Annotated in this window: 14 protein-coding genes; 3 read left to right on the forward strand and 11 right to left on the reverse strand. The window is 67.7% G+C overall.

Going from position 1 to position 14,508, the window contains the following annotated elements:
* Nucleotides 1–281 precede the first annotated feature (281 nt).
* Both CG50_RS10505 and CG50_RS10510 read left to right on the forward strand, forming a co-directional pair.
* Nucleotides 282–578, forward strand: a complete 297-nt coding sequence (locus CG50_RS10505; protein WP_036637984.1) for a helix-turn-helix domain-containing protein — start codon at nucleotides 282–284, stop codon at nucleotides 576–578.
* The gene (locus tag CG50_RS10510) at nucleotides 575–1,927 is read left to right on the forward strand and encodes a type II toxin-antitoxin system HipA family toxin (RefSeq protein ID WP_036637986.1); all 1,353 of its coding nucleotides are present in this window, start codon (nucleotides 575–577) and stop codon (nucleotides 1,925–1,927) included. The genes CG50_RS10505 and CG50_RS10510 overlap by 4 nt, the downstream gene beginning before the upstream one ends.
* A 16-nt stretch (nucleotides 1,928–1,943) precedes the next feature.
* On the opposite strand, the gene cysW is transcribed toward CG50_RS10510, so the two are convergent.
* The 8 genes from cysW to CG50_RS16845 all read right to left on the reverse strand — a co-directional run bounded on the left by cysW (nucleotide 1,944) and on the right by CG50_RS16845 (nucleotide 8,681).
* Nucleotides 1,944–2,783 carry a sulfate ABC transporter permease subunit CysW gene (gene cysW, locus CG50_RS10515; RefSeq protein WP_036637988.1) on the reverse strand — a complete coding sequence of 280 codons (840 nt, stop codon included), beginning with the start codon at nucleotides 2,781–2,783 and terminating at the stop codon, nucleotides 1,944–1,946.
* Entirely contained in the window at nucleotides 2,780–3,652 is an 873-nt protein-coding gene (gene cysT / locus CG50_RS10520) for a sulfate ABC transporter permease subunit CysT (RefSeq protein WP_051909890.1), read from the reverse strand. The genes cysW and cysT overlap by 4 nt, the downstream gene beginning before the upstream one ends.
* Before the next feature lie 22 nt (nucleotides 3,653–3,674).
* On the reverse strand, nucleotides 3,675–4,673 hold the full coding sequence (locus tag CG50_RS10525; protein ID WP_036637991.1) for a sulfate ABC transporter substrate-binding protein: 999 nt from the start codon (nucleotides 4,671–4,673) through the stop codon (nucleotides 3,675–3,677).
* The gene (locus tag CG50_RS10530) at nucleotides 4,670–5,809 is read right to left on the reverse strand and encodes a sulfate/molybdate ABC transporter ATP-binding protein (protein ID WP_081880384.1); all 1,140 of its coding nucleotides are present in this window, start codon (nucleotides 5,807–5,809) and stop codon (nucleotides 4,670–4,672) included. Before CG50_RS10530 ends, CG50_RS10525 begins: the two co-directional genes overlap by 4 nt.
* A 177-nt stretch (nucleotides 5,810–5,986) precedes the next feature.
* Entirely contained in the window at nucleotides 5,987–6,919 is a 933-nt protein-coding gene (locus CG50_RS10535) for a metal ABC transporter substrate-binding protein (RefSeq protein WP_036637993.1), read from the reverse strand.
* Nucleotides 6,920–6,931: 12 nt separating this feature from the next.
* The gene (locus tag CG50_RS10540; RefSeq protein ID WP_036637995.1) at nucleotides 6,932–7,792 is read right to left on the reverse strand and encodes a metal ABC transporter permease; all 861 of its coding nucleotides are present in this window, start codon (nucleotides 7,790–7,792) and stop codon (nucleotides 6,932–6,934) included.
* A complete protein-coding gene (locus CG50_RS10545) occupies nucleotides 7,789–8,505 on the reverse strand; it encodes a metal ABC transporter ATP-binding protein (RefSeq protein ID WP_036637997.1) in 717 nt (238 codons plus the stop codon). Before CG50_RS10545 ends, CG50_RS10540 begins: the two co-directional genes overlap by 4 nt.
* The gene (locus CG50_RS16845) at nucleotides 8,502–8,681 is read right to left on the reverse strand and encodes a hypothetical protein (protein WP_036637999.1); all 180 of its coding nucleotides are present in this window, start codon (nucleotides 8,679–8,681) and stop codon (nucleotides 8,502–8,504) included. The genes CG50_RS10545 and CG50_RS16845 overlap by 4 nt, the downstream gene beginning before the upstream one ends.
* Before the next feature lie 205 nt (nucleotides 8,682–8,886).
* On the opposite strand from CG50_RS16845, the gene sbmA reads away from it, so the two are divergent.
* A complete protein-coding gene (gene sbmA, locus CG50_RS10555) occupies nucleotides 8,887–10,110 on the forward strand; it encodes a peptide antibiotic transporter SbmA (protein ID WP_036638001.1) in 1,224 nt (407 codons plus the stop codon).
* A gap of 168 nt (nucleotides 10,111–10,278) precedes the next feature.
* Here sbmA and CG50_RS10560 read toward each other — a convergent pair whose 3' ends face one another.
* From CG50_RS10560 to CG50_RS10570, 3 genes are all read right to left on the reverse strand, one after another.
* Nucleotides 10,279–12,351 carry a TRAP transporter permease gene (locus CG50_RS10560; RefSeq protein WP_036638003.1) on the reverse strand — a complete coding sequence of 691 codons (2,073 nt, stop codon included), beginning with the start codon at nucleotides 12,349–12,351 and terminating at the stop codon, nucleotides 10,279–10,281.
* Nucleotides 12,352–12,441: 90 nt separating this feature from the next.
* Complete coding sequence (locus tag CG50_RS10565) at nucleotides 12,442–13,452, reverse strand: TAXI family TRAP transporter solute-binding subunit (protein WP_036638005.1); 1,011 nt, start codon at nucleotides 13,450–13,452, stop codon at nucleotides 12,442–12,444.
* 282 nt (nucleotides 13,453–13,734) lie between these two features.
* The gene (locus CG50_RS10570) at nucleotides 13,735–14,415 is read right to left on the reverse strand and encodes a GntR family transcriptional regulator (protein ID WP_036638007.1); all 681 of its coding nucleotides are present in this window, start codon (nucleotides 14,413–14,415) and stop codon (nucleotides 13,735–13,737) included.
* Between the last annotated feature and the right edge of the window lie 93 nt (nucleotides 14,416–14,508).

Raw genomic sequence — 14,508 nt, forward strand, 5'->3', positions numbered from 1 at the left:
AAGCGGCGAGCGCCGCGGCAAGCGCCGCTCCTGCCAGAAACCGTCCGCCCACGGCTGTCGCGCTGCGCCTTGCCAATCCGCCTGTCATTTCCGATGTCCTCCCGACACCTGCCCACGCCTGTCTGCGGACGCGGCCTGGTGCCGGCGTCCCGCGACCGTGGTCTAAGCCGCAATCGCGCCACCTGTCTTGCGCAAAAACGACAAGGGCAGCCCCGGGCGATGGTTTCCAACATATTGGAAATTCCTTGACTTCGCCGCCCCGCGACTGCCATATTTCCAATATGTCAGAAACGCCTCTGCCCTCAACCGCCTCGGCCAGCGAGACGCTGGCCGCCCGCCTCGGCCAGATCATCCGCGCCGAGCGGCACCGTCAGGCGCTGCGGCTGGCCGATCTGTCGCTGCTCAGCGGGGTCGCGGTCGCCACGTTGTCGGATCTGGAAAACGGCCGGCGCGATACCCGGTTGTCATCCTATCAGCGGGTGTTCGACGCCCTCGGGCTGAGGGCCGAGGCGCTGGCCGGCCCGCAGCCGCCCGCCCCGGCCCCCGAAGCGGGCTACGATCTGGGCGATGCGCTGTGACCGGGGTCGCCGTCTTCTACGACCGGTTCGAACTGGGCACGATCGCGGTCGCGCCGGACGGGCGGCTGACGTTTCGCTACGATCCGCGCTGGCAAGGTGCCGGGGGGGCGTTTGCCGTCTCGCTGACGCTGCCGCTCGGGCGCGACAGCCATCCGGACGCGCGGATCGCACCGTGGATCGCCAACCTGTTGCCCGAGGAGGCGCAGCTCGGCACGCTCGCCGGGCGGCTGGGTCTGGCGCGGGCCGACAGTCTGGCGATCCTGCGCGAGATCGGTGGCGATACCGCGGGCGCGCTGTCCTTCGACGCCCCGTCCGAGCGCGCCGCCTGGCGCTGGACGGCCCTGAGCGATCATTACGCCCGCCCCGATCCGGCCGCGGCGCTGGCACGGCATTTCGACGATCTGGCCGAGCGCCCCTTCCTGATCGGCGAGGACGGGGTGCGGCTGTCGCTGGCCGGCGGGCAACGGAAATCGGCGCTGGCGGTGCTGGGCCCGGATGGCGGGCCGAAGCTCGGCCTGCCGGGGGCGGGCGACCGGCTGGCGATCCCGCGCAACGGCGCGCCCTCGACGGTGATCGTGAAGCCCGACAACCCGCATCTGCCCGGCATCGTCGAGAACGAGGCCTATTGTCTGGCCCTCGCCCATGCCATCGGCATCGAGGCGGCGCAGGCCGATATCGTGACGGCGGGCAACCGCAGCGCGCTGATCGTCGCGCGATACGACCGTGCGCCGGGCCGCGACGGGCAGATCCTGCGCCGTCATCAGGAGGATCTGGCGCAGGCGCTCGGGGTGCTGCCGGGGCGCAAGTATCAGCGTGGCACGCTGCCCGGCCCCTCGGTCGCCGATCTGCTGGGGGTGGGCGGAGCGGGCTGGCAGGCGCGCTTCGACAGCCCCGCGACCCTGCCCGCGGGCGCGCGGGCGCGTCTGATCGACCAGCTGATCTTCAACATTCTCGTCGCGAATACCGATGCCCATGCGAAGAATTACTCGCTGCTTCTGGGGCCGGGCGATGCGGTTCGGATGGCGCCGCTTTACGATGTCTCGACGGTGCTGGCCTGGCCCTGGGTGAACCAGTATTTCGCCCAGAACATCGCCGGCCGGAAGCGCAAGCCCGGCGATATCGCGGGCCGGCACTGGGATGCGATCGCCGCCGAAGCCGGGCTGAACCCGCGCCAGATGCGGTTGCGGGTGGCGGCGATGGTGGACCGCATCGTCGCGAACGGGCCGGCAACCCTGCGCCGGCTGGAAGCGAGCCCCGGCGCAGACGCGGCGACGCTGCGCCACCTCGCGGCACTGATCGAGGCGAACGCGCTGCGCATCCTCGGCCGGCTGGACAGCGACGCGGACTGAGCCGGGCGCGGCACGCTCAGCGCCGGCGCGCCTCCATCGCGGCCTTCAGCACCAGCACCACCAGCGCCAGAAGCGTCAGCACAGCCGCCGCCGCGAAGGCGCCGACGATGTTCAGATCGTTGAACAGAAGCTCGATCTGCAGCGGCAATGTCATGGTCTGGCCGCGGATCATCCCCGACACCACCGAGACGGCGCCGAACTCTCCGACCGCGCGCGCGCCGCACAGCACCGCGCCGTAAAGCAGCGCCCACCGGATGTTCGGCAGCGTCACCCGCCGGAATATCTGCCAGCCCGAAGCCCCGAGCGTCACCGCCGCCTCTTCCTGCTCCGATCCCTGCGCCTGCATCAGCGGCAGCACCTCGCGCATCACGAAAGGCGCGGTCACGAACAGCGTCACCAGCACGATCCCCGGCAGCGCGAACAGCACCTTGAGGTCGAGCGCCATGAGCCAGGGCCCGACCAGCCCGTTGCGGCCGTAAAGCAGCAGATAGCAGATGCCCGCGATGATCGGCGAAATCGAGAACGGGATCTCGATCAGCGTCAGCAGCGCCTTGCGTCCCGGAAAGCGGAACCGCGCGATGGCCCAGGCGGCGGCGATGCCGAAGGCCATGTTGACCGGCACGACGATCACCGCGACCAGCGCTGTCAGCCCGATGGCGTGCAGCGTCCCGGGATCGAGGACGTTGTGCGCGAACGCCCCCCACCCCGCCCCGAAGGCCCGCGCGAAGATATACAGCAGCGGCACCAGCACAAAGCCCGCCGTCAGCACCAGCGCAAGGCCGATCAGCGCGCGTTCCACCCCCCGGCGCGGCCGCGGTGCCAGCGCCCCCGGCGCGGATGTCCCGGTCGTGCTCATGCCGTCGCCCCCTTGTAGCGCAGCGCCCGCGCCTGCAGCAGGTTCGACACCCCGAGCAGCACCAGCGCGATCGCCAGCAGCACCAGCGCGATCGCCGAGGCGCCGTTGTAATCGTATTCCTCCAGCCGGATCACCGCGAGGAGCGAGGCGATCTCGGTCTGCATCGGCAGGTTGCCGGCGATGAAGACCACGGCCCCGAATTCCCCGAGCGAGCGCGCGAAGCTGAGCGTGACCCCGGTCATAAAGGCCGGCAGGATCGCCGGGAACACCACCTTGCGGAAGATCGTGAAGGACGAGGCCCCGAGCGTCGCCGCCGCCTGCTCGTATTGCGGATCGAGATCCTCGAGCACCGGCTGCACCGTGCGCACGACGAACGGGATCGAGGTGAACGACATCGCCAGCGCAACGCCCCAGATCGTATAGACGACCTTGATCCCCATCGGTTCGAGGATCGCCCCATACCAGCCATTGCCCGCGAACAGCGCCGAAAGCGCAAGACCCGCGACCGCGGTGGGCAGCGCGAAGGGAATGTCCATCAGCGCATCGACGATCCGCTTGCCGGGGAATTCGCAGCGCACCAGAACCCAGGCCATCAACAGCCCGTAAAGCGCGTTGAACACCGTCGCCATCGCCGCGGCGCTCAGCGTCAGGCGCAGCGCGGCGAAGGTGCGCGGCGCGGTGACGATGGCCCAGAACCGTTCCGGGCCGATCTCGGCCCCCTTCAGCACCAGCGCGATCACCGGCAACAGCACGATCACGCACACATAGCTGAGCGTGACGCCCATCGTCAGCCCGAAGCCGGGCAGCACGCGCTTGTGACGCACCGGCCGTGCCGATGCGCCCGCGTCAATGTTCGCAAGGCTGCTCATGCCCGTGCCATCGCCGTCATGTTCACTGGTTCGCGAACAGCTTGTCGAGGATCCCGCCCTCGGCGAAATGGGTCTTGTTGAGCTTGTCCCAGCCGCCGAACTCGTCCTCGACGGTGACCAGCTTCACCTCGGGGAAACGGTCGGCGAACTCGGCCTTCACCGCCGGATCGTTCACCCGGTAATAGTTCCGCGCCAGGATGCGCTGACCTTCGGGGGCGTAAAGGAAGTTCAGATAGGCTTTCGAGACCTCTTCGCTTTTCGCCTTCTTCGCGTTCTCGCTGACCACCGCCACCGGGAATTCCGCCAGAACGCTGATCGAGGGGGTGACGCGCTCGAACCCCTTGTCGGCATAAAGCGCCGAGATACCGCCGGTCTCCGCCTCGAAGGTCACCAGCACGTCGCCGATGTCCTTCTCGGCGAAAGTGGTGGTCGCGGCGCGCCCGCCGGTCTCGAACACCGGAACGTTGGCGAACAGCTTCTTCACGAAGTCCTGCGCCTTCGCGTCGTCATGGCCGTATTTTTCCAGCGCATAGGCATAGGCGGCGAGATAGGTATAGCGCGCGTTCCCCGAGGTCTTGGGGTTCGGGAAGATCACCTTCACATCGGCGCGCACCAGATCGTCCCAATCCTTGATCGCCTTGGGATTGCCCTTGCGCACCAGGAAGGACGGCAGCGAATAGTAAGGCGAGGCGTTGTTCGGGAAGGCCTCGCGCCAGGTCTTGTCGACCAGACCGCCATTCGCCAGAACGTCGATGTCGGTCACCTGATTGAAGGTCACCACATCGGCCGGCAGCCCTTCGAGGATGGCGCGCGCCTGCTTCGACGAACCGGCATGAGACTGATCGACGCTCACGTCGCGGCCGGTCTGCTCCTTCCACGCCTTCGCGAAGGCGGGGTTGATCTGCTGGAACAGCTCGCGCGAGATGTCATAGGAGACGTTGAGGATCTTGTCCTGTGCCGAGGCCATGGCCGGGAAGGCCAGCCCGAGGGCCAGCGCGGCGGCAACGATACGGTGTTTCATCTGGTGAATTCCTTGCTGAGAGCGGTCTGGCGACCGGCATCGGGGTCATGTGCCGTGGCAAAGGCTCCGGCAGCGGATTGGGAAAGCGGTTCGGTGCGGGCGAACAGCCGCCCGGCCTCGGGGCGCAGGCGCACATGCCCGCCCTCGGCCAGCCCCGCGGGGGCGAGGCGGCGGGGGATCTCGATCTCGACCTCGGTCCCGCCGGCGCCGTCGGTCAGCAGCAGCCGCAGCATCGCCCCGGTCGAGGCGATCGTGCGGATCGTGAAGCGCCCCTCCGGGTCGGGCACGGGGGTGATGTCGGACGGGCGCAGGAACAACGTCGCGGCACCGTCGGCCATCGCCACCCGCGCCAGCGCCGAGGCGTCGATCCCCGGTGCCTCGGCCCGCCCGGCACGAAGCGTCACCGGCAGCTCGACCGTCATGCCCAGGAACCGCGCCACGAAGGGCGAGGCGGGATGGTCGTGGATCTCCTCGGGAGAGCCGGTCTGCTCGATCCGGCCGGCGCCCATCACCACCACGCGGTCAGCGAGTTCGAAGGCCTCTTCCTGATCGTGGGTCACGAAGACGGTGGTCGTTCCGGCCTGCACCAGCACCTCGCGCAGCCAGCGCCGCAGATCGCGCCGCACCTGCGCATCGAGCGCGCCGAACGGTTCGTCGAGCAGCAACAGTTGCGGCGAGATCGCCATCGCCCGGCCAAGCGCGACGCGCTGGCGCTGACCGCCCGACAGCTCTGCCGGATAGCGCCCGGCAAGCTGCGGGATCTGCAGAAAGCCGAGCAGTTCCTGAACCTTGTCGGCGATCTGGCGCGGCGAGGGGCGGGTCGCGCGCGGCAGCACCGTCAGCCCGAAGGCGATATTCTCGGCCACCGTCATATGCGCGAACAGCGCGTAGTGCTGGAACACGAAGCCGATCCGGCGCTCTTGCGCACGCTTCGGCAGCCAGTCCTCGCCATTCACCTCAAGGGTGCCGGCATCGGGCCAGTCGAGCCCGGCGATGATCTTCAGCAGCGTCGTCTTGCCCGATCCCGACGGGCCCAGAAGCGCCACCAGCTCGCCGCGCGCGACCGTCAGGTCGATGCCGCGCAGCACCTCCGTTGCGCCGAAGCGCCGGCTCATATGGGCGATGGTCATCGACATCGGAACGTCCCTTCTGTGAGGCCCCAACCTAGTCCGGGAGGACGGGCCGCCTCAATGAAAGGGAAAAGGCGAATTATCATCGCGAAAGAGAATAATATTCTACCGTATTCCGCGCGGATCGGGGGGCGCAGGCCGCCCCCCGTGGGTGCATTCACATGAAAAGAATGCGCTTTTGGGTCACTTCAGTGCGGCTGCGAACATCGAGATGTTGTTGTTCATCATGTCGAGATAGGTCGGCGCCGGGCCGTCGGCGGGCGAAAGCGCATCGGAATAGACCGTGCCGCCGATCTTCGTGCCGGTCTCGCGCGCGATCTGCTCGATCAGGCGCGGGTCGGTGATGTTCTCCATGAAAATCGCCGGAGTTTTCTCGGTGCGGATCTGGTCGATCAGCTTCGCCACATCCTGGGCCGAGGCCTCGGAGTCGGTCGACAGGCCTTCGGGCGCCTCGAAGGTCAGCCCGTAGGCATGGCCGAAATAGCCGAAGGCATCATGCGAGGTGATGACGGTGCGGTTGGCCTCGGGGATCGTCGCCACGACCTCGCGGATATGGGCGTCGAGCGCCTTGAGCTTCGCCTCATAGGCGGCGGCATTGGCCTTGTAGGCCCCGGCATTCGCCGGATCGGCCTTTTCCAGCGCGGCGGCGATGTTGGCGACGTAGATTTCGGCGTTCGGCACGCTCTGCCAGGCGTGGGGGTCCTCGATGTGATGGTGGTGACCGTTGTTCTCCCCGGCTTCCTCGGCCTCCTCGCGGGTGAATTCGAGCGGCTTGACGCCTTGCGAAACCGTCACCACCGAGGCCTTCGTGCCCGAGGCCGAGACCAGACGATCCATCCAGCCCTCCATGTGCAGCCCGTTGACGAAGACGAGCTTCGCCGCCGCCAGCGCCTTCGCGTCCTCGGGCGTCGGCTGATAGACATGGGCATCGCCATCGACCGGCACCAGCGTGGTGACGGTGACATGATCGCCCCCCACCTGATGCACCAGATCGCCGATGACCGAGAAGGTCGCGACCACCTTCACCGGCTCGGCCGCCAGCGCGCCCCCGGCCAGCACCAGCGTCAGCGCGGCGGAACCGAGGATCGAACCGATCAGGGAACGACGTGTCTGCATGGGAGTATCCTTTCAGTTGTGGAAATGTTTACCCGGACGCAGCCGCGGCACGATGCCGCCCGCGCGTCCGAAGATCAGCGAAATCAGGTAGATCGCCCCGGCCGAGAGGGTGATCGCCGGCCCCGATGGCAATCCCCAGTGGAACGAGCCGAGGAGCCCCGCGGCCGAGGAGGCGAGCCCGATCAGCACCGCGAGCACCGTCATCGTGCCGAGGCGATGGCTCCAGAACCGGGCGGCGAGGCCGGGCAGGATCATCATCCCCACCGACATCAGCGTGCCGAGCGCCTGGAACCCCGCGACGAGGTTCACCACCACGAGGCCGAGGAAGACGAAATGCACCGGCCCGCTCCAGCGGCTGACGAGGCGCAGAAACCCCGGATCGACGCATTCGAGGACCAGCGGCCGCCAGATCAGCGCGAGCACCAGCAACGTCACCGTCGCCGTCGCGCACAGCAGCCTCAGCGCCCCGTCGTCGAGCGCGAGCACCGAGCCGAACAGGATATGCATCAGATCGACGCTCGATCCCCTCAGCGAAACCAGCAGCACCCCGAGCGCCAGCGAGATCAGGTAGAAGGCGGCGAGCGAGGCGTCCTCGCGCTGCCCGGTCAGCCGGGTGACGGCGCCCGTCAGCATCGCGACGATCACGCCCGCGACGATGCCGCCGACCGTCATCGCCCCGAGCGACAGCCCCGAGACCAGGAACCCCACCGCGACGCCGGGAAGGATCGCGTGCGACATCGCATCGCCCATCAGGCTCATCCGGCGCAGCGTCAGGAAGCAGCCGACCGGCGCCGCGCTGACCGAGATCGCCGCGCAGCCAAGCGCCGCGCGCTGCATGAAGGCGTAATCGAAGAAGCTGGACAACAGGCTCATGCCGCATCCCTCCGCCGCGCGGTGTCGGAGGCCAGAACGAGGCGCGCGCGGGCGAGGTTCGCCTCGCTCAGCACCTCGCGGGCCGGACCTTGGGCGATCTTCTCGCGCGCGATCAGCAGCGCCTCGGGGAAGGTGCGGCGCACGAGGTCAAGGTCGTGCATCACCGCGACGACGGTGCGCCCCTCGGCCTGCCAGCGCAGCAAAAGCGCGGTCAGCTCCTCGGTGGTGCGGGCGTCGACGGCGGCGAAAGGCTCGTCCAGAAGGCACAGTTCGGCGTCTTGCAGCATCAGCCGGGCGAACAGAACGCGCTGCATCTGCCCGCCCGAAAGCGCGCTCAGCGGCCGCGCGCCGAAGCCCGGCAGACCGACGGCGGCGAGCGCCTCGGCGACCTGGGCGCGGCCCTTGCGGCCGAGCGCGCCGAAAGCGCCGATCTTCGCCCACAGTCCCATCGCCACGAAGCCCGTCACGTCGATCGGGAAGGCGCGGTCGATCTCGGCCTGCTGCGGCAGCCAGCCGATGCGGCGGGTGTCGACGCGGAGACCGCCCTCGGCGCTGGCGATGGGCTCGCCGGCGATGGCGCGAATGAGCGTCGTCTTGCCCGCCCCGTTCGGCCCGACCAGCGCGATCAGCGATCCGCGGTCGATCCGGCCGGTGAGGTGATGCACCGCCGGCTCGCGGTCATAGGCGAGGGTGAGGTCGTCGAAGGCGATCATCGTGCGATCTCCGTCGCGGCGGGAGCGGAGCCCGCCGCGCCCTGCCCGAGGCCCCACAGCCCCGCCCACAGCAGCCCGGCCAGCACCGCCGCCAGAGCGAGCCGCCCCCCCACCCCCGCGAGCAGCGGATCGCCCCCCGACGCCGCGCTGACCCTCGCCGTGTTCATCCGTTGCATCCGGTTCCCCTTTCGGTTGCACCGTCCCCCGGGGCCGGCGCGTGGGGATGTCTGTTATGTTATTGTATAACGTTTGCCAAGGCGAAACTGCACACACGCCCCATCACGAGCGCTTCATCGCCCCCCGGCCGCGATTGAGGCCGCCCGCGCCGTGACGTAGCTTCGCCCGGACCCGGCCTGACCGGATTGCGAGACAGGTGCCCAGATGTTCAGATCGTTCTTTCCCCGCCCCGGCCTCTTCGCGCTGAGCGCGGCGCTGTGGATCGCCGTGTCGATCGGGCTTTGGTATGGGCTCATGCGCGGGCTGCCGGCGCGGTTCGGCCTCGACAGCAGCATCGGCGCCGACGAGGTGGTCGGCATATCGCGGTTCTGGACGCCGGATTTCCTGTGGTTCGACGCCTATTACCTGACGGCGACGGGGCTGTTCTTCGCCTTCTGGGCCATCGTCAGCCCGCATCGCTGGCAGGCGTGGTCGATCCTCGGGACAGCGCTGATCATCTTCACCACCTATATATCGGTCGAGATCAGCGTGGCGATCAACGCCTGGTATGGCCCTTATTACGACCTGATCCAGAAGGCGATGACCGAGGCCGGCGCGGTGCCCGCCCGCGCGCTTTACGAAGGCATCGGCACCTTTGTCGCCATCGCCTTCTTCGCCGTGGCGCTGAGCGTGCTGAACCAGTTCTTCGTCAGCCATTACATCTTCCGCTGGCGCACCGCGATGAACGAATATTTCATGGCCCGCTGGCCGGTCCTGCGCCATGTCGAGGGCGCCTCGCAGCGCATTCAGGAAGACACGATGCGCTTTGCCTCGACGGTCGAGGGGCTGGGCATCCAGCTGGTCAGCGCGGTCATGACGCTGATCGCCTTCCTGCCGGTGCTGTTCAGCTTCTCGAAGGTGATCACCACGCTGCCGATCATCGGCGAGGTGCCCCATGCGCTGGTCTGGGCGGCGGTGGTGTGGTCGGTGTTCGGCACGGGGCTGCTGGCGCTGGTGGGGATCCGGCTGCCGGGGCTCGAATTCAACAACCAGAAGGTCGAGGCCGCCTATCGCAAGGAACTGGTCTATGGCGAGGACGACCCCGGACGCGCCCTGCCGCCGACCGTGGCCGAACTGTTCGCCAATGTCCGGAAAAGTTACTTCCGGCTGTATTTCCATTACCTGTATTTCAACGTCGCGCGGGTGCTGTATCTGCAGGCGGACAATGTTTACGGCACGCTGATCCTGATTCCGTCGATCGTGGCGGGGAAGGTTACGCTCGGTCTGATGAACCAGGTGCTGAACGTGTTCGATCAGGTGCGGGGATCGTTCCAGTATCTGGTGACGTCCTGGCCCACGATCGTGGAACTGCTGTCGATCTACAAGCGCCTGCGCGCCTTCGAGGAGCATATGGCCGGGGAACCGGAGCGCGAGATCGCCGAGGGCTGAGGGCACCCGGGACTGAGGTCGAGGGGGCTCTGCCCCCGTCCGGCCGCTGGCCGGACTCCCCCGGGATATTTTCGGAAAGATGAATGAGAAAAGGGCGGCGCCCGGAACGAGAAACGCCCCCCGGTGCGGAACCGGGGGGCGTTGCGGTTTCTTTGCCCTTGCCGCGTGTCAGGCGGCGGCGGGGGCGGCCGGGCTGTTGCCACTACCCGCGAGCGTCTGGCGCAGCGCGATCGCCGCGAGGATCGCGAGACCGATCAGCGTCGAGTAAAGCTCGGGCGCGATCATCAGGAAGGCCGCGAAGACGAGCGCGATGCGCTCGATCACCCACAGGGGGCCGCGCAGCCAGTTGGTGATCGCCGCCGAGAGCGAGACGATGCCGAACACCGCCCCGGTGAAGGCGAGCGCGAAGGACTGGATGGTGAAGCCGTCCGTCACCAAGAGAAGCGAGGGCGAGAACACGAACATGAACGGCACCAGCGCCTTGCCCATCGACAGGCGGAAGGCGGTGTTGCCGGCCTTGAACGCGTTCGCCCCGGCGATGCCCGAGGCCGCATAGGCCGCGAGCGCGACGGGCGGTGTCACATCGGCGAGGACGCCGTAGTAGAACACGAAGAAATGCGCCACCAGCGGCTGCACCTGCATCATGCCCAGAACCGGCGCCGCGACCGCCACCATGATGATGTAATTCGCCGTCGTCGGGATGCCGCAGCCCATCAGCACGCAGACGATGGCCGTCAGCAGAAGCGTGAACAGCAGCGCCAGCGTGTGCATCGAGAACAACTCGAACGGCAGGAAGCTGAGCGCCTGATAGACCGAGGCCGCCCATTGCTGCGCCATCGAGGTGACCATGAACGCCACCTTGAAGCCGACGCCGGTCAGCGTGACCACACCGATGACCACGCCCACCAGCGCCGCCGCCGCCGTCACCGACAGCGACTGGCGCGCGCCCGTGACGAAGCCGTCGAACACGCCGCGGGCGGTCTCGATCAGACCGTCCTTCAGCCCCGAGGCCATCACCCGCTGGATCACGTAGACCGCGATGCAGGACGCGATCGCCCAGAACGCCGACAGGAACGGCGTGCGCCCCGACATCAGCATCCACACGAGCAGGATCAGCGGGATCGTCGACAGCCACCCCTCGCGCAGCACCTTGAGGGCCTTCGGCAGCTCTTCCTGGCGCAGGCCGCGGATGCCGAGGCGCTTCGCCTCGAGATGGACCTGCACCAGAACGCCGAAGAAGTGCATGAAGGCCGGGACGATGGCGGCGATCAGGATCGTGCGCAGCGGCAGGCTGAGGTATTCGACCATCAGGAAGGCGACCGCGCCCATCACCGGCGGCGTGATCTGCCCGCCGGTCGAGGAAGCGGCCTCGACCGCGGCGGCGAAATGCTTGCGAAAGCCGATCTTGATCATCGCCGGGATGGTCAGTGCGCCCGTCGTCACCGTATTCGCGATGGACGAGCCCGAGATCGAGCCGAGCAGTGCCGAGGACACCACCGACACCTTTGCCGGGCCGCCGGCGAAGCGCCCGGTCAGCGCGGTCGCGAGGTCGATGAACAGCTGGCCGAGCCCGATGCGCTGCGCCATCACGCCGAACAGCACGAAGTGGAACACATAGGTCGCGATCACCCCGAGTGCGGTGCCGTAGATGCCCTGGGACGTCAGATACAGGTGGTTGATGATCGTCGGCCAGTCGGCGCCGGGATGCACGAAGATGCCCGGCATACTCTTGCCGAAATAGGCGTAAGCGATGAACAGCAGCGCGATCACCGGCAGCGGCCAGCCCATCGAGCGGCGCACCGCCTCCAGCAGCGTGATCAGCAGCACGGTGCCCATGATGACATCGATGGGCAGCGGGTTGCCGACGCGGAAGGCGAGCTGGTCATAGATCCAGGGGACGTAGAAGCTGCTGACCGCGGCGGCGATGCCGAGCACCCAGTCCAGCACCGGCAGCCCGAGGATCGCGAAGCGCGGCGTCTTGTCCCGCCCCGAGGCGAAGGCCGAGAAGCTGAGATAGATCAGGAACAGCGACACGCCCATGTGCAGCCCGCGATGCGTCGTCGCGCGCGGGATGCCGAAGCCGGCGGTGTAGAAATGATAGCACGACAGCAGGAACAGGATCGTGCCCGACAGGATCGCCACCGGGCGGGTCACGGTGCGGAACCGGGCTTCGGGGTCGAATTCCTCTTCGAGCGCCTTCAGGTCGGCGTCGCTGAGATGGCGGGGTGTGGTTTCTGTCATGGGCCCTCGCAACGGTGCGGAAGATGCGGAAACGGAAAACGGGGGCGGGTTCCCGTATGGAACCGCCCCCGTCGCGATAGCTCGGCCGGATTACTGCAGCTTGCCGGCTTCTTTGTAGAACTTCTCGGCGCCGGCGTGGAACGGGATGCCCGCCCCCTTCACCGCGTTGTCGAGGGTGATCATCTTGCCCTTGACGTGGCCGGCGGCCAGCAGCTTCTGGGTGTTCGGGTTGAACAGCGCCTTGACGATCTCATAGACGAGTTCGTCGGGCTGATCGGCCGAGGTCACCAGCTGCGCACCCACCGAAATCGTCGGCACGTCGGCGGTCTGGCCCTTGTAGGTGCCGGCCGGGATCATGTCGTCTGCGAAGAAGCTGTAATCCTTGCGCAGCTTGTCGATCTCCGGCCCGGCGATCGGGACGATGGTCACGTCATGCTGGCTGGCGAGTTCGGCGATCGCGCCGGCCGGGTAGCCGCCGACGAAGAAGAACGCGTCCATCGCGCCATCGCGCATCCGGTCGGCGGCCTGATCGGGCTTCAGATATTCGGGCTTCACGTCCTTTTCGCTCAGACCGAAGGCCGAGAGGATGATCTTCGCGTCGACCAGCGTGCCCGAGCCCGGCTCGTCGAGCGAGACCTTCTTGCCCTTCAGATCGGCGACAGTCTTGATCCCGGCGTCCTTGCGGGCGATCAGATGGATGCTCTCGGGGTAGAGGTTGGCGATCAGGCGCAGCTTCTCGACCGGGGTCTTGCCGTCCCACAGGCCGGTGCCGGTCTGCGCCCAGTAGGCAACGTCGGACTGGCTGAACCCGGCTTCGAGCGAGCCGCCGGCGATGGCGTTGACGTTACCCACCGACCCGTTCGAGGCGACCGCGGTCGCGATCAGGCCCGGGACGCCGCACGAACCGCCCTGATCGCAGGGACGCGAGCCCGGCGGGTTCGAGATCGCATTCGCGATCAGACCGCCGATCGGGTAATAGGTGCCGGCCGTGCCGCCGGTGCCGATCCGGAAGAAGTGCATTTCCTGCGCAAGCGCGCCCTGCGCCATCATGCCGACGGCGAGAACCGCCCCGGCAAGCGTCCTGAGAGAAAGCAGTTTCATTCGAACCTCCTGTGGTCGGGATAACACGCCCCGATCACGGGGCATCACGGACGGTTGATAGGAAAATTATTCCGGCAGGTAAACCCCGGAAGGGCCGGCCGGCCGCGTGTGAAACGTCCCGGACCGGCACTGAAGCGCCAAAAGCTCCGCCATGGTGGCGGGATTTCGCACATTTCAGCTGTGAAACCGCGCTGTCACGCAAGACGCACCCCTGAGGTGCGAGCCCGGAAGAATTCGCTCGGGACGTGGGGGAAAACGGAACGTCGAACCCGGCCGGGCCGCTCAGGCAAGGCGGGCGAAGGCGGCCATGATCGTGCGCTCCGACTGGTCGAGATAATGGCCCAGAAGCACCGCCGCCCCCGCCGTGTCGCCCGCCCCCGCACGGTCCACGATCTCGCGGTTGAGCGCGATATAGGGGGCGTGCAGCATCTCGGGGCTGTCGAGAAGGCCGAAGGTCAGCCGCAGCTCGACCGCGATCTGACGGTGGAAGGCGATCAGGCGCGGGCTGTCGGTCAGCGCGACGATGGCGTTGTGAAAGGCGATGTTTTCGGTGCCGACGGCACGCCAGTCGGCGACCCCGGCCAGCGCCTCGGCGCGCTCGACCGCCGTGCGCATCCGCGCGATCCCCTCATGGCGCGGCCAGGCCTGAGCCAGCGCCGGCACCTCGATCATCCGCCGGACCCGAAAGATGTCGAGGATCGAGGCCATCGAGGGCGTCGCGACGAAAACGCCGCGGTTCGGCTCGTGATGCAACAGCCCCTCGCGGGTGAGCAGGCGGAACACCTCGCGCAGCGTGTTGCGCGACACCGCGAGCGTCGCCGCCAGACGCGCCTCGGACAACCGTTCGCCGGGGCCGATCTCGCCGCTCAGGATGCTTTCGCGCAGCCGTGCGGCGGTCTGCTCTGCCAGGCTGGGGACCAGACCGGACGGCAGGATGGGAGAAAGGTCGGTTTCGGCGGACAAGACAGGCTCCTCGGGTCTCGCGCGATCATGACCGAGCCCGCCCCCGGCAGCAAGATGCGGTCGGCCGAATTCCCCCTCGTCCCCGGACGAATC

The organism is Paenirhodobacter enshiensis (genome assembly GCF_000740785.1).
Lineage (GTDB): Bacteria > Pseudomonadota > Alphaproteobacteria > Rhodobacterales > Rhodobacteraceae > Rhodobacter > Rhodobacter enshiensis.

Coding starts and splice junctions, on each gene's coding strand:
- CG50_RS10505 (WP_036637984.1), top strand. CDS start 282: ATGTCAGAAACGCCTCTGCCCTCAACCGCCTCGGCCAGCGAGACGCTG.
- cysW (WP_036637988.1), bottom strand. CDS start 2,783: ATGAGCACGACCGGGACATCCGCGCCGGGGGCGCTGGCACCGCGGCCG.
- cysT (WP_051909890.1), bottom strand. CDS start 3,652: ATGAGCAGCCTTGCGAACATTGACGCGGGCGCATCGGCACGGCCGGTG.
- CG50_RS10525 (WP_036637991.1), bottom strand. CDS start 4,673: ATGAAACACCGTATCGTTGCCGCCGCGCTGGCCCTCGGGCTGGCCTTC.
- CG50_RS10530 (WP_081880384.1), bottom strand. CDS start 5,809: ATGTCGATGACCATCGCCCATATGAGCCGGCGCTTCGGCGCAACGGAG.
- CG50_RS10535 (WP_036637993.1), bottom strand. CDS start 6,919: ATGCAGACACGTCGTTCCCTGATCGGTTCGATCCTCGGTTCCGCCGCG.
- CG50_RS10540 (WP_036637995.1), bottom strand. CDS start 7,792: ATGAGCCTGTTGTCCAGCTTCTTCGATTACGCCTTCATGCAGCGCGCG.
- CG50_RS10545 (WP_036637997.1), bottom strand. CDS start 8,505: ATGATCGCCTTCGACGACCTCACCCTCGCCTATGACCGCGAGCCGGCG.
- CG50_RS16845 (WP_036637999.1), bottom strand. CDS start 8,681: ATGCAACGGATGAACACGGCGAGGGTCAGCGCGGCGTCGGGGGGCGAT.
- sbmA (WP_036638001.1), top strand. CDS start 8,887: ATGTTCAGATCGTTCTTTCCCCGCCCCGGCCTCTTCGCGCTGAGCGCG.
- CG50_RS10560 (WP_036638003.1), bottom strand. CDS start 12,351: ATGACAGAAACCACACCCCGCCATCTCAGCGACGCCGACCTGAAGGCG.
- CG50_RS10565 (WP_036638005.1), bottom strand. CDS start 13,452: ATGAAACTGCTTTCTCTCAGGACGCTTGCCGGGGCGGTTCTCGCCGTC.